The sequence below is a fragment of the Sphingomonas sp. Ant20 genome, from assembly GCF_000783375.1.
GTDB classification, from domain to species: Bacteria; Pseudomonadota; Alphaproteobacteria; order Sphingomonadales; family Sphingomonadaceae; genus Sphingomonas; species Sphingomonas aerolata.
This window is the reverse complement of sequence record NZ_JRVI01000298.1, coordinates 35,620-50,128: the sequence shown is the minus strand read 5'-3', so window position 1 is coordinate 50,128 and position 14,509 is coordinate 35,620. Positions and strand designations below refer to the sequence as shown.

Here is a 14,509-nt window from a genome sequence, read left to right as displayed (position 1 = left end):
CACGGGCAGCGCCGGTGCGGCCTGCGGATCGGCGGCCGGGGCCTGAACGGCGCCCAGCGACGCTGCCAGGAGGAGCAGCGCGATCATCGTCCGGTCGACCCGAATCCTCCATGCCCGCGCATCGTGTCGTCGAGCGTCTCGACCTCGCCGAGGCTCGCGCGCACCACCGCCGCAGGAACGAGCTGCGCGATCCGGTCGCCGCGGGCGATGTCGAAGGGGGCATCGCCGAGATTGGCGAGGATCACCTTCACCTCGCCGCGATAGTCCGAATCGATCGTCCCGGGCGTGTTGAGGCAGGTGACGCCGTGCTTAAGCGCCAGCCCCGAACGCGGCCGCACCTGCACTTCGTACCCTTCGGGAATCGCGATCGCAAAGCCGGTCGCGACCGCCGCGCGGGCGCCCGGTGCAAGCGTCAGCGGCTCGGCCGCGACCACGTCCATGCCAGCGGCACCGGCGGTCGCATAGGCGGGCAGGGGGAGGCCATCGCCATGCGGCAATCTCTTGAGGTCTATACGGATCGTCATGCGGCGCGGTTTAGCGCATCGGCTGTGCGGGTTCCAGCGCATCGGCGACGCGCCGTGCCAGCTGCGCCGCGACTGCATCCTTGCCCTGCCGCGGCCAGCTCTCGACGCCGTCCTTCGTGACGATATGGACGCTGTTGCTGTCGCCGCCCATCACGTCGCCCGACACGTCGTTGGCGACGATCCAGTCGACGTCCTTGCGCGCGCGCTTGGCGGTCGCATGCTCGACGACGCGTTCGGTCTCGGCGGCGAAGCCGATCAGCAGCGCGGGGCGCTGCGGGCTGCGCGCGAGTGTCGCGAGGATGTCGGGGTTCTCGGACAGCGCGAGCGTCGGCGTCGCGTCACCCTTCTTGATCTTCTGCACCGCGGCGTCGACGTGCCAGTCGGCGACCGCCGCGACCATGATCGCGGCATCGACGGGCAGGGCGCGGTCCACCGCATCGGCCATCTCGCGCGCGGTCTCGACGTCGATGCGCGTCGTGCCCGCAGGGGTCGGCAGCGTCACCGGCCCCGCCACCAGCGTCACCCGTGCGCCAAGCGCCGCTAGCGCGCCCGCGATCGCGAAGCCCTGCCGCCCCGACGACCGGTTGGCGATATAGCGGACGGGATCGATCGGCTCGTGCGTCGGCCCTGCGGTGACGAGGATGTGCCGGCCCGCGAGACGCTGCGGCTCGGCCTCGAGCGCGGCATCGATCGCGTCGGCGATCCGGTCGGGTTCGGGCAGCCGCCCCGGTCCGAATTCACCGCACGCCATCGGCCCCTCGTCGGGCGCCATGACAGTAATGCCGTCCGCGCGCAGCTGCGCGACGTTGCGCATCGTCGCGGGGTGCAGCCACATCCGCACGTTCATCGCCGGCGCGGCGAGCACCGGCTTGTCGGTCGCGAGCAGCAATGTCGTCGCAAGGTCGTTGGCGAGCCCGCCCGCCATCCGCGCGATCAGGTCCGCGGTCGCGGGCGCGACGACAATCAGGTCGGCCTGTCGGCTGAGCTGGATATGCCCCATCTCCGCCTCGTCCTTCAGGTCCCACAGGGTGGTGTAGACCTTGTCCTCGCTGAGTGCGGCGAGCGTCATCGGCGTGACGAAATGCTGCCCCGCCTCGGTCAGCACGCAGCGCACCGCATGGCCCCGCTTGCGCAGGAGGCGGACGAGTTCGCTCGCCTTGTAGGCGGCGATGCCGCCCCCCGACGATCAGGAGAATACGCTTCATGCGGCGAGTCCTAGCGGATCACGCGCGTCACCGTAATCCGTCGTGTATCGCGCGCCGCGACGATCATGTCGCGCAGGCCATCGACCGCGAAGACGATCCCGACCAGCAGGACGGGGGTGGTGATCAGCGCCCAGGGGAAGTCGTCGCTGCGCACGCCCAGCGCAATCACCGCCGCATAGCCCAGCAGCGTCGCGAGCGCGCGGACGGCGGCAGGATCGCGCCACGCCAGCCACCCGAACAGCGCGGTCGCGATCAGGACCGCCGCCAGCCAGTCCGGCAGCAGCGCGAGGCCCGACGACAGCGTCACGAGCTGCACATAGAAGCCGAACCCCTCCAGACCGCTCAGCCCCTGCGCACTCCGGTCGAGCGGACCGGTCACCAGCGTCACCGCATGCGCATGCGCGGCGAGCGCGACGAAGAAGATGAGGGTCGCGCCGACCCATGCGGCGGCCTCGCGGCGCTCGCCCTCGATCCACGCGATCACCGCCATGATCACGACATAGATCAGCGCGGTCTCGCGGATCAGCATCGCCGACAGGCCGAGCGCGACCGCGGGGATCCACTCACCGGGGCGCCGCAAGGCGAGCGAGAGCGCAATCAGAGCCCCCGCCCAGACTTCGGGGAAGACGACCAGCGGCGGCTCGAGATGCACGTAGAGCCCCGTCAGGATCAGCAGCCCCGCGATCCCCACGGGGATCGGCCCGGTCATCGCAGGGCGTAACCGGACGATCCATGCGCCCATCACGCCAATGCAGAGGAGCGGCAACAGCGCGGTGACGATCAGCGGCGGCACCGCGGCCTGCACCACCGCCAGCGTCGGCAGCCGGACCGTCGTATAGGGCTTGAGCGGGGCGTGCGCGACGCGGTGCGCCTCTGCCGCCGCGACATAATAGGGCGTGCCGCTGCGCACGTTTGCGACGACGCTTTGATAGAGCAGCAGCTCGGTTTGGCCCAGCGGTGCGGACGCATGCGCGCCTCGCTCGGGCGCGGTCCGGGCGCGGCTGGTCGCGGTCGAGGCATGCGAGCAGCAGCATCGCGAACAGCGCGAGCCCCAGCCGCGCCTGCGACCGGGACATGCCGGCAAACCGGCTCGGGCCGACCAGCCACAGGGGGCGCCCCGCCGCGTCCTCATCCGACGTGCAGGCTCAACCGAAGACCAGCGTGGCGGCAACCCCGGCCATCGCCGCGATCACCGCGACGAGGCCATAGCGCCAGCCGCCGCCGATCCGGATGACCTCGATCTCGCGCAGCGGCATCGTTGGCGGTGCGCCGCCGGGTGCCGGGTAATGCGCCTCGATCCGGCGGACCAGTTCGGGCAGCCGGGTCAGCGTACGCACGTCCTCGATGATCCGGTCGCGATCGCCGCCTCGGGGCCGAGTTCGCCGCGGATCCAGTCGCGCACGAACGGCTCCGCGCTCTCCCACAGGTTGATGTCGGGATCGAGGCTGGTCGCCACGCCCTCGACCATCACCATCGTCTTCTGCAGCAGCAGCAGGTGCGGCTGCGTCACCATGTCGAAATCGCGCGTGATCGAGAACAGGCTGTCGAGCATCATGCCGATCGACATGTCCTTGACCGGCAACCCGCGCATTGGCTCGCCGACCGCGCGCAAGGCGGTCGCGAATTCGGCGACGTCGTGGTGCGCGGGGACATAGCCCGCCTCGAAATGGATTTCGGCGACGCGTTTATAGTTGCCGGTGATCAGCCCGTAGAGGATCTCGGCGAGCCAGACGCGGGCGCGCCGGTCGATCCGGCCCATGATGCCGAAATCGATCGCCGCGATCCGGTTGCCCGGCAGCGCGAACAGGTTTCCCTGGTGCATGTCGGCGTGGAAGAACCCGTCGGCGATCGCCTGCCGCAGGAACGCGCGGACCAAGGTCTGCGCGAGGCCGGGCAGGTCGTAGCCCGCCGCCACCAGCGCGGGACGATCCGACAGCTTGATGCCGTTGATCCACTCGATCGTCATGACCTTGGCGGTCGATCGTGCCCAGTCGATCGCGGGGATGACGAAATCGGGCTCGGCGGTCATGCCGTCCGCGAGCTCGGACGCCGAGGCGGCCTCGCGCCGGAAATTCAACTCGCGCAGCGTCCAGCGCTTGAACGTCTCGATCGTCAGGCGCGGGCGCAGACGCATCGCCTCGGGGCTCAGCGCCTCGAGTTGCGCCGCCGCCCAGCTATAGGTGTCGATCGCCCGCGCGAAATCATCCTCGACGCCGGGGCGCAGCACCTTGACCGCGACCTGGCGGCCATCGGTGGTCGTCGCGCGGTGGACCTGCGCGATCGACGCGGCACCGACCGGGACCTGCTCGATCCGCGAGAACAGCGTTTCGAGCGGCTTGCCGAAGCTCGCCAGCATCGCCGCCTCGATCGTCTCGTAAGGGACCGGCGACAGCTGGTCCTGCAGCCGCAGCAGATCCTGCGCAGCATCCTCGCCGACCAGGTCTGGGCGGGTGGCGAGCGTCTGGCCGAGCTTGATCGCGGCGGGGCCGATCGCCTGGAATGCATCGGCATAGCGCGGCACCTTCGGCACGCGCGCACCGAACCGGGCGATCCGCGCGAGGCGACGCACGGCGGCCGGCGTATTGGGGTCCCGCTCGATCCCGCGCAGCGCGCCGTGCCGGGCGAGGATGCGACCCCATTTGAGGAGCCGCCAGACATGGGTGGTCGAGGCGGTCATCGGGCTTGTGCGTCGTGAGAAGGGGTTTGTTCACGCGAAGGCGCGGAGGCGCGAAGAGAAGAATTTGGTTCGCGCGGAGGCGCGGAGGCGCGGAGAGTGTGCACCCTGCCGCGACTGCGGCTTTTCATCATCGGCGAAGAGTTGATTATGCGCTGTCGCGCGAATGCGGCTCTGACTCTCCGCGTCTCCGCGTCTCCGCGTGAACCCCTCTTCGCGCCTTCGCGCCTTCGCGTGATCACTAAATCTTCCAACCCGAATGAATCGCAACCAGACCGCCCAGCAGCGGCTCGACCTTCGTCTGCACGAAACCAGCATCCGCGATCATGCCCTTGAACTTGGGCATGTCCGGGAACCGACGGATCGACTCGATCAGATAGCGATAGCTGTCGGCATCCTGCGCGAGCAGTTGCCCGAGCTTCGGCACCATCTTGTGCGAATAGGCGTCGTACACCTCGGCAAAGCCCGGCCAGACGGTGGTCGAGAATTCGAGGCAATAGAAGCGCCCGCCGCGCCGCAGCACGCGGTGGGCCTCGCGTAGCGCCTTGGGGATGTCGGTCACGTTCCGGATCCCGAACGCGATCGTGTACGCGTCGAAGAACCTGTCGGGGAAGGTCAGCGTCTCGGCATTCGCCTCGGTCCAGACCAGCCCGTCGAGCCCGCGCTTGTGCGCGCGTTCCATGCCGACCTCGAGCATCTGCGGATTGATGTCGGCGACCGTGATCGATGCGCCCGACGGCTCCATGCGGAACGCGATGTCGCCGGTGCCGCCCGCCATGTCGAGGATCTGCTCGCCTTCGCGCGGCTTCACGCGGCGGACGAAGCGGTCCTTCCACAGCCGGTGCATGCCGCCCGACATCGCGTCGTTCATCAGGTCATATTTGCTCGCGACGTTCGAAAACACGCCGCCGACGCGCGCGGTCTTCTCGGTGGCGGGAATGTCCTCATAACCGAACGAGACGGTATCGGCCTTCGGGGCGGTGTCGGGGATGAGAGCGGGGGCGGGCGCGATGTCATTCATGCCCCGTGCTCTAGCGGCGCCTTGTGGCGCGGGCAAACGCAACCTAGCTGGAAAACGTGCCAGAACTTCCCGAAGTCGAAACCACCGTGCGCGGGCTCGAACCCGTGCTCCTCGGCCAGCGCCTGGCCTCGGTCGAGCCGCGCCGTGCGGACCTGCGCAAGGCGATTCCCGTCGACCTGCGGCAGCGCATGACCGGCGCGACCGTCACGCGGCTGTCGCGGCGCGCCAAATACGGCCTCATCGACACCGATCGCGGCGATACGCTCGTCTTCCATCTCGCATGTCGGGACGCTGGCGGGTCGATCCCAGCGCGATCCTGCCGCACGACCATCTGCTCATCGGCACGGCGGCGGGGCGGACGGTCGCGCTCAACGACCCGCGACGCTTCGGCTTTCTCGATCTCTGGTCCAGCGAGGCGATCGCGCAGTATCCGCCGTTCCTCGCCATGGGCCCCGAGCCGCTCGGCCCCGATCTGACCGCGGCCTATCTCCTTTCGGCGCTCGAAGGGCGGGGGGGCGTCGATCAAGACGATGCTGCTCGACCAGCGGATCGTCGCAGGACTCGGCAACATCTATGTGTGCGAGGCGCTGCACATGGCGAAGATCGCGCCGAGCCGGGCGGCGGGGCGGATCGCGCTGCCGCGACTCGAACGGCTGGTCGAGGCGATCCGCGCGGTGCTGACCGCCGCGATCCTCGCGGGCGGATCGAGTCTGCGCGACTATGCGCGACCCGACGGCGAGCTTGGCTATTTCTCGAAACAATGGCGCGTCTATGGTCGCGAGGGCGAGCCCTGTTCGTGCGGCGCGCTGGTCCGCCGCAGGACGGAGGGCGGGCGTTCGACCTTCTGGTGTGCGCGTTGCCAAAAGGCATGACGGAACGCGGTTGACGATTCGGTGCGGAGTGGGTAGGAGCCGCGCTTCGAGAGGGCGTAGGAGCAATCCGGCGCCCCTTTTTATCATTCGAACATCCAGAGGGCTTCATGGCGAACACGCCGCAGGCGAAAAAGCGTATCCGTCGCAACGACCGTCGCGCGGAAGTGAACGGCAACCGCGTTGGCCGTATCCGTACCTTCATCAAGAAGGTCGAGGCCGCACTGGCTTCGGGCGACAAGGGCGCAGCGACCACCGCACTGGCCGCGGCACAGCCTGAGCTGCAGCGTGGCGTCGCCAAGGGCGTGCTGCACAAGAACACCGCGAGCCGCAAGTTCGCGCGTCTGACCAAGGCCGTGACCGGGCTCGCATAAGCGACCCGACATGGCCGGAGCGGATTGCCCGCCGGGATCTTCCCGGCGGGTTTTTTGCGTCTGCAAAGGGAACGGAAGGCGCGCGCGCGCAACCCACGGATTCCCCGCGATTCGAGTGATGCCGGATCATGCCGCACCGGCTCCGAAATCGTAAAAATTGGCCAAACACAGCCACTTATAAAAATATCGACGCATTTCCGGGGCTTGATCAAGTCAACCCGCTTTATTTCGAAAATGTGACGTGCTCGGGCCTTGCTAGACTCGCCGATCGCTTCATAACTGAGCGAACGGCGGCGGTGAATCACGGACGTGAATCACCACTGCGCAAGCAACAGGGCGAAGATGCCGGGCGACCCTATGGGTCGTCACGGGGGATCATTTTCTGTCGGGACTATATCACCAGCGCGGCTGTCGCGCGGGGTCGGAGAAGTGTGCGCGTGACGAATTGGCAAGGATCGACCGTGCACGCTTCGGAGGCCGAAAAGGCCTGGGATCGCGTGCGCTCGTCCCTGCGCGAGTCTGCCGGCGCGCGCCTGTTCGAGCAGTGGCTGAAGCCGATCGAGCTGATCCCGAGCGACGACGAGGAGTCGATCCGCCTCGCCTTGCCGTCCGCCTTCATGACGAACTGGGTCCGCAACCATTATGCGGACCGGCTCGCCCTCGAATTCCGGCAGATCCTGCCGCAGGTCCGCACCGTCCAGATCGAGACGCGCAGGCCTGGCCCGAAGCCCGTGCTGCTGGTGATGCCGACCCCCGCGGAGACCCTGGACCGCGACACCGCAGCCGCGGCCGTGGAACCCGCTCAGGTCCCGGTCAAATTCGGCGTCGACCCGTCGCTGAAGCCCGCCCCCGCCCCCGCGGCACGGCCCGTACCGGCCTACGACACCGTCATCCCCGAGCGCCCGCCGCTCGATCCGCGCTATACGTTCGACCGCTTCGTCGTCGATGCGTCGAACAAGGTCGCGTTCAACGCCGCCAAGGTGCTCGCCGAGCCCGGACCCGTCCGGTTCAGCCCGCTGTTCCTCCACAGCAACACGGGGCAGGGCAAGACGCATCTGATGCATGCGATCGGCCATGCGTTCCTCGCCGCCAACCCGCACGCGGTCGTGCTGTGCATGTCGGCCGAGCGATTCATGTATGATTTCGTCGCAGCGATGCGCGCACGCGACACGCATGCGTTCAAGCGCCGGCTGCGCGGTGCCGACCTGCTGCTGATCGACGATCTCCAGTTCATCGCCGGCAAGGACGCGACGCAGGAGGAATTCTTCCACACGATCAACGAGATCATGACCGCCGGCAAGCGGCTGGTGATCTCCGCCGATCGCTGCCCGCAGGCGCTCGAGGGTGTCGAATCGCGGATCATCAGCCGCATGGCGGTCGGGCTGGTCGCGGACATCAAGGCGCCCGACCTGCTGCTGCGCCGGACCATCCTCGACCGCAAGCTCGTCGACCTGCCCGACCTGCGCGTGCCGACCGACGTGCTCGATCTGATCGCGAGCCGGATCCACGCCAATATCCGCGAGCTCGAGGGCGCGCTCAACCGCGTCATCGCCTATGCGCAGCTGACCGGCGAGACGATCGACCTCGAGTTCGCGATCGCGACGCTCGGCGAAGTGCTGCGCGGCGCGCAGAAGCGCGTGACGATCGACGAGATCCAGAAGCTGGTGACGGCGCATTTCGAGCTGAAGCCGCTCGACATGATCTCGGCCCGCCGCGCGCGTGCGGTCGCGCGGCCGCGACAGATCGCGATGTATCTCGCCAAGCGGCTGACGACGCGGTCGCTGCCCGAGATCGGACGCAAGTTCGGCGGCCGCGATCACTCGACGGTCATCCACGCGGTCCGCAAGATCACCGAACTGCGCGACCAGGACCGCGACATCGACGCCGCGGTCCGTGTGCTGATGCGCGAACTGGAGGGCTGAGGCCCTCGCGCCCCTAATCCCGATGACGGGAAGAGGGGGGCAGCTTAGACCTGCAACCCCATCGCATCCTGCGTACGCTTCAGCACCGGCGCCGCCAGCGCGCGCGCCTTTTCCGCCCCGTCGCGCAGCACCGCGGTCACCGCGCTTCGATCGTCGAGCAGTCGCACCATCTCGTCACGAATCGGCCCAAGCTTGGCCACTGCGAGATCCGCGAGCGCCGGCTTGAACGCGCCGAACCCCTTGCCGCCATATTCGCCCAGAACGGTCGCGACGTCGCTGTCCGCCAGCGCGGCATAGATGGTCAGCAGGTTGCGCGCCTCCGCCCGGTCGCCCAGCTCGTCGACGGTCGCGGGCAGCAGGTCGGGATCGGTCTTCGCCTTGCGGAACTTGTCCGCGATCGTGTCGTCGCTGTCGATCAGCTTGACCACCGACTGTTCGGACGGGTTCGACTTGGACATCTTGGCCGACGCATCGCGCAACGACATGATCCGCGGCGCCGCCTTGCTGATCAGCGGCGCGGGGAGCGTGAACAGGTCGACGCCGTAATCGCCGTTGAACTTGGTCGCGATATCGCGCGCGAGCTCGAGATGCTGCTTCTGGTCCTCGCCGACCGGCACGTGGGTCGCATTGTAGAGCAGCACGTCCGCCGCCATCAGCACGGGATAGTCATACAGCCCGACGCTCGCGCCCTCGCGGTTCTTGCCCGCCTTGTCCTTGAACTGCGTCATGCGGTTCAGCCAGCCGACGCGCGCGACGGTATTGAGCAGCCACGCCATCTCGCTGTGCGCGGGCACGCGCGCCTGGTTGAACAGGATCGACTTAGCCGGATCGACGCCCGCCGCGATCATCGTCGCGGCGACCTCGAGCGTGTGTGACGAGAGTTCGGCCGGCGCGATCCATTCGGTCGGCGCGTGCAGATCGGCGATGAAGAACATCGACTCCCCGCCCTGCGCGACGACGTCGTCCTGCAACGTCACCCATTGCTTCACCGCCCCCAGGTAATTGCCGAGATGGAGATTACCGGTGGGCTTGATGCCGGAGACGACGCGCATGGGAAAACCTTATTTGGAACGACGCAGGAGCGTGGAGATGTCGCCCAGCCGGAACGCGCCGGTGAGCAGGGTGGCGATCGCATAGACGACCCCGCCGGTCGCGACCAGCACGAGCATCGCCCCCCAGCGCTCGGTCCCGCTGCCGGTGACGAACGGCTGGAACAGGTCGTTGAGGAAATACATCACGCCGCCCATGATCAGCGCGGCGACCAGCAGCCGCCACGTCCGCCGCACCAACCGCGCATCGGGGATGAAATGCCCGCGACGGACGAGCGTGCGATACAGCATCGCGACGTTGACCGTGCTCGCGATCGCGGTGGCGAGCGGCGGGCCCATATGGCCGAGCGGCTTGATGAAGGCGAGGTTGAGGACGAGGTTCACGACCATCGACATCGTCGCATAGCGCACCGGCGTCTTCGTGTCGGACCGCGCATAATAGCCCGGCGTCAGCACCTTCACGAGGATGTAGGACGGCAGCCCGATCGAGAAGGCGGCGAGCGCCTGCGCGGTGAGGATGCTGTCGTCGAGCGCGAACTTGCCGTGCTGGAACAATGCGCCGACGATCGGCACGCCGCAGACGATCAGCGCCACCGTCGCGGGCAGCGTCAGGAACAGCGCCAGCTCCATGCCGCGGTTCTGCGTCGCCATCGCCTCCGTCTCCTCGCCGCGACCGAGCTGGCGCGAGATGGTGGGGAGCAGGACGGTGCCAAGCCCGATGCCGATCAGCCCGAGCGGCAGCTGGTTCAGCCGGTCCGCGAAATAGATGTACGAGACCGAGCCCGCGGGCAGCAGCGCGGCGGCGAGCGCGGTCGAGACGACGAGGTTGATCTGCACCGCACCCGCACCCGCGGCGGCAGGCCAGATCAGCGACATCAGCCGCTTCACCTCGGGATTGAGCTGGGGCCGCTTCAGCCGGAGCACGACGCCCGATCTGCGGCAGGCGTAGATCAGCCAGAGCAGCTGGAGCGCGCCCGACACCGTCACCGCGATCGCCTGGTTGCGCGCGGTCATCAGCGGCAGCCGCTCGTGGAACAGCAGCAGTGCGGCGATCAGCGTCGCGTTGAGCAGGATCGGCGCCGCGGCGTTGATCCAGAATTATGCAGCGAATTGAGGATGCCACCGAGCAGCGAGACGAGGCTGATCAGCAGCAGATAGGGCAGGGTGATCCGCGACAGGTGGACCACATACGCAAACCGCTCGGCGCTCGCCCCGTTGAACCCGAAGGTCAGCAGCCAGGTGACGGGCCAGGCGGCGAGCTCGAGCAGCACCGTCATGCCGATCAGCACCGGCAGCAGCACCGACAGCGCGTCTTCGGCAAAGGCGATGCCGTCGGGCAGGCCGCGCCCATCCTTGTCGCCGACCTTGCGGTTGAACATCGGGATGAACGCGGCCGAGAACGCGCCCTCGGCGAAGAGGGCGCGGAACATGTTGGGAAGGCGGAAGGCGATCAGGAACGCATCCGATGCGAATCCTGCGCCGACGAACCGCGCGAACAGCGAATCGCGCACCAGCCCCAGGATCCGGCTGGCGAGCGTCAGCCCGCCAACCGATCCCAGCGCCTTGGTCAGGTTCACCTATACGCCCTCCGGTCCGGGCTTCACGCCTGGCCGAAACGCCGACGTTCGGCTGGATGCCCTGCTGCTCCGACTGCTGGAGATAGAGCTGCGCGAAATCGATCGGCTCGAGCAGCAGCGGCGGGAAGCCGCCGTCACGCACCGCATCCGACAGCACGCGGCGGGCGAACGGGAAGAGCAGGCGCGGGGCCTCGCCCAGCAGGAAGGGCTGGACATGCTCGGCCGGGATGTTGCGCAGCCCGAACAGGCCCGCAAAGGACAGGTCGACGATGAAGGCGACCTGGCCGTCGGTCTCGGCGCGGACGTCGATCTTCAGCACGACCTCGTGCACCTCGTCGCCGACCTGCGCCGCGCCGATGTTGAACTGGACGTCGATCGCGGGCGGGGTCTGGTTCTGGTAGACTGCGGGCGCGTTGGGGTTCTCGAACGAGAGATCCTTGACGTACTGCGAGATCAGGCCGGCGGCGGGCGCTTCGTCGGCACCATTGGCAAGCGGCTGATCCGCGATCGACATGCCGTTCTGGTCGTCCATGATCTGCGAATCCTTCGTATAAATGAGGTGGGACCGAAGCGGACGGGTCGCGCGTTCGTGTCTTGAGGCAGTGCGCGTAGCAGTGCCCGACGGGTGTTTCAACGGCTACGGATCCCACGGAATCCTAGGCGGGTTTGAAAAGAGACGCCGTTGCCCTATGTTGGGACGAAGATCGGAGGCACGGTTGTTTTACGTAGTACTTCTCGCGATGGTCGCAGGGTTCCTGGCGATGCGTCTTTATAGCGTGCTCGGAAAGCGGACCGGTCATGAACAGCAGCCCCTGCCGCGTGCGGCAGAGGAGCGGTCCATACCCGTCACGATCCCGCGCACGATCGATGCGGCCGCCGAACAGCGGACGATCGCGAACCGCAACATCGACGCGCGCGCCGAACCCGGCCTGCGCTCGATCATCGCCGTCGAGCCCGGCTTCGACGTCAACCAGTTCCTCGAAGGTGCGCAGGCGGCCTATCGCATGACGCTGGAGGCCTTCTGGAAGGGTGATGCCGATACGCTCGCCGATCTGGCGGAGGACGATGTCCGCACCGCCTTCGTCGAGGCGATCGCGGCGCGCGAGGCGGCCGGCGAGACGCTCGACAATCGTCTGGTGACGATCGAACGTGCGGTGATCGCCGACGCGTCGGTTTCGGGCCGCGAAGCCCGGATCTCGGTGCGCTTCGATGCGGACATCGCCGCGATCACGCGCAACGAGGCGGGCGAAGTCATCGCCGGGTCGCTCACCGACGCGGTCGAGACGCATGACATCTGGACGTTCGTCCGGACGCTGAAAGGCGCCGGCCCGAACTGGAAGCTCGCGGACACCGACGAGGCGTGACGCGCGCGATCAGGGGGATTGGCGGTTCGTTCGCGCTGGCCCTGGCACTCAGCGGGTGCGTCGGCGGTGTCGCGGCACCGACCGACCGCCCGTCCTCGCCGGGCACCGCATCGCCGGCGGCCACCGCCGGAAAGCCGCCCCGGGGTCAATTTACCCCAAACAGTGACAACATTCGCAACATTCGCGGCATCCAGATACCCGCCCGCATCGTCGGGGCGGTTCCGCTGGCTGCCGTTCCTGTCGCTCCGCCACTGCCCGGCGCGCTCGCCCCGGTCAGCGCGGTCACGGCCGGCGTAACGCTGGGGCCGTCGCTGGCAACGCTGCCGATCAGCGATGCGCAGGCCGAGGCCGCACGCCTGGCCTTCGTCACGAGCTGCCCCGGCTTGCAGCGTCGTTCCGACCAGTCGGGGCTGACCCGCGGTGCCGATTGGCAGCCCGCCTGTGCCGCGGCGCAGGCGACCGGACCCGGTGGCGCGCGCGCATTCTTCACCCAGTGGTTCGAGGCGGTCCAGGTCGGCGACGGCAAGGCCTTCGCGACGGGCTATTACGAGCCAGAGATCGCCGGCTCGCTTGAACGTCGCGACGGCTATGCGCCGGTCTATGGTCGCCCGCGCGATCTGATCGACGTCGATCTCGGCGCCTTTTCGACATCGCTGAAGGGTAAGAAGATCCGCGGCCGCGTGTCGGGCTCGAACTTCATTCCTTATTATGACCGCACCGCGATCGAGCAGGGCGCGCTTGCCGATACCGCGCCGATCCTCGCCTGGGCGAAGGATCCGGTCGAACTCTTCTTCCTCCAGATCCAGGGGTCGGGACGTCTTCGTCTGCCCGACGGGTCGATCCTGCGGATCGGCTACGACACACAGAACGGCCGCGACTATACCGGCATCGGCGCGCTGATGAAGACGCGCGGGCTGTTGCAGCCCGGCCAGACCTCGATGCAGGGCATCGTGCGGTGGCTCCACGATCACCCCGTCGAGGGGCAGGCGATCATGCGCGAGAACAAGAGCTTCGTGTTCTTCCGCGAACTCGACGCGCGCCGCAGGGTGCGATGGGCTATCCGGTGACCGGGCAGGTCAGCGCGGCGGCGGACGTGAAGTTCGTGCCGCTCGGTGCGCCCGTGATCCTGTCGCTCGACCGGCAGGATGCGACCGGGCTGTGGATCGTCCAGGATACCGGTGGCGCGATCAAGGGCAGCAACCGGTTCGACACCTTCTGGGGTGCCGGCGCCGCTGCCGAGGCGACCGCTGGCGGCATGGCGGGGCGCGGCACCGCGTTCCTTCTGCTCCCGATCGGCACCACCGCACGGCTCAGCGCCGCAACCGCGAACGGGGCGCGCTATGACGGGTCGTCCGCTCAACCCTGACGAGGCGCATCTCTGGGCGCGCGTGATGCAGACCGTGCGCCCAATGCGCGCGGTCCCCAAGCTCGCGCCCCCGGCCGTGTCGTTAGCCGCGCCCGTCGCGACGACGCGCAAGGTAAAGCCGACCAAGGGCATCCGCCTGCCAACGCTTCCGCCCCCACCCGGCGCTGCGCCGCTGAAGACGGCGGCGCGCACCCTGTCGCCGGCCAACACGCTCGACGGTGGCTGGGACAAAAGGCTGCTGCGCGGCGCGGTCAGTCCCGACAGTTCGATCGATCTTCACGGCCACACGCTCGCCTCCGCGCATGCGATCCTCGACACCGGCCTGTCCCGCGCGATCGCCCGCGGCGACCGTGTGCTGTTGCTGGTGACGGGCAAGCCGCCGCGCCCCGAGAGCGAACGGCCGCATGCGCGCGGCGCGATCCGTGCGGCAGTCATAGACTGGCTCTCGATCTCGCGTCATGCCGGCGGGATCGTCGCGGTCCGCGGCGCGCATCCCCGGCACGGGGGGGCGGGGGCGCTCTACATCATCCTGCGTCGCAGCCGCGAACTGGGCGGCTGACACGA

General features: G+C 68.2%; 8 protein-coding genes and 6 pseudogenes. 6 read left to right on the top strand and 8 right to left on the bottom strand.

What is annotated here, in order from left to right; genetic code table 11:
• Positions 1-83: 83 nt before the first annotated feature.
• The 5 genes and pseudogenes from dut to NI18_RS21250 all read right to left on the bottom strand — a co-directional run bounded on the left by dut (position 84) and on the right by NI18_RS21250 (position 5,424).
• Complete coding sequence (gene dut, locus NI18_RS21270; RefSeq protein ID WP_037533326.1) at positions 84-524, bottom strand: dUTP diphosphatase; 441 nt, start codon at positions 522-524, stop codon at positions 84-86.
• Positions 525-534: 10 nt separating this feature from the next.
• A pseudogene (coaBC, locus tag NI18_RS21265) lies at positions 535-1,729 on the bottom strand (bifunctional phosphopantothenoylcysteine decarboxylase/phosphopantothenate--cysteine ligase CoaBC).
• Positions 1,730-1,739: 10 nt separating this feature from the next.
• Complete coding sequence (locus NI18_RS21260) at positions 1,740-2,813, bottom strand: hypothetical protein (protein WP_052149415.1); 1,074 nt, start codon at positions 2,811-2,813, stop codon at positions 1,740-1,742.
• Positions 2,814-2,874: 61 nt separating this feature from the next.
• A pseudogene (gene ubiB, locus NI18_RS21255) lies at positions 2,875-4,406 on the bottom strand (2-polyprenylphenol 6-hydroxylase).
• 238 nt (positions 4,407-4,644) lie between these two features.
• Entirely contained in the window at positions 4,645-5,424 is a 780-nt protein-coding gene (locus tag NI18_RS21250; protein WP_042467653.1) for a class I SAM-dependent methyltransferase, read from the bottom strand.
• A 56-nt stretch (positions 5,425-5,480) separates the two neighbouring features.
• On the opposite strand from NI18_RS21250, the pseudogene mutM reads away from it, so the two are divergent.
• The 3 genes and pseudogenes from mutM to dnaA all read left to right on the top strand — a co-directional run bounded on the left by mutM (position 5,481) and on the right by dnaA (position 8,589).
• Positions 5,481-6,296 (top strand): annotated as a pseudogene (gene mutM, locus NI18_RS21245) (bifunctional DNA-formamidopyrimidine glycosylase/DNA-(apurinic or apyrimidinic site) lyase).
• Positions 6,297-6,403: 107 nt separating this feature from the next.
• Positions 6,404-6,667: a 30S ribosomal protein S20 gene (rpsT, locus tag NI18_RS21240; RefSeq protein ID WP_031394736.1), complete on the top strand. Its 264-nt coding sequence runs from the start codon at positions 6,404-6,406 to the stop codon at positions 6,665-6,667.
• 461 nt (positions 6,668-7,128) lie between these two features.
• Positions 7,129-8,589, top strand: a complete 1,461-nt coding sequence (gene dnaA, locus NI18_RS21235; RefSeq protein ID WP_306286584.1) for a chromosomal replication initiator protein DnaA — start codon at positions 7,129-7,131, stop codon at positions 8,587-8,589.
• A gap of 44 nt (positions 8,590-8,633) precedes the next feature.
• On the opposite strand, the gene trpS is transcribed toward dnaA, so the two are convergent.
• The 3 genes and pseudogenes from trpS to secB all read right to left on the bottom strand — a co-directional run.
• Entirely contained in the window at positions 8,634-9,641 is a 1,008-nt protein-coding gene (gene trpS, locus NI18_RS21230) for a tryptophan--tRNA ligase (RefSeq protein WP_031394738.1), read from the bottom strand.
• A gap of 9 nt (positions 9,642-9,650) precedes the next feature.
• Positions 9,651-11,215 (bottom strand): annotated as a pseudogene (gene murJ, locus NI18_RS21225) (murein biosynthesis integral membrane protein MurJ).
• Positions 11,216-11,282: 67 nt separating this feature from the next.
• A pseudogene (gene secB / locus NI18_RS23920) lies at positions 11,283-11,729 on the bottom strand (protein-export chaperone SecB); the annotation flags it as partial.
• 202 nt (positions 11,730-11,931) lie between these two features.
• On the opposite strand from secB, the gene NI18_RS21215 reads away from it, so the two are divergent.
• From NI18_RS21215 to NI18_RS21205, 3 genes and pseudogenes are all read left to right on the top strand, one after another.
• On the top strand, positions 11,932-12,579 hold the full coding sequence (locus NI18_RS21215) for a Tim44/TimA family putative adaptor protein (RefSeq protein WP_128082376.1): 648 nt from the start codon (positions 11,932-11,934) through the stop codon (positions 12,577-12,579).
• An 8-nt stretch (positions 12,580-12,587) separates the two neighbouring features.
• Positions 12,588-13,945 (top strand): annotated as a pseudogene (locus NI18_RS21210) (MltA domain-containing protein).
• Entirely contained in the window at positions 13,920-14,504 is a 585-nt protein-coding gene (locus tag NI18_RS21205; RefSeq protein WP_037533317.1) for a Smr/MutS family protein, read from the top strand. The pseudogene NI18_RS21210 and the gene NI18_RS21205 overlap by 26 nt, the downstream one beginning before the upstream one ends.
• Positions 14,505-14,509: the final 5 nt, after the last annotated feature.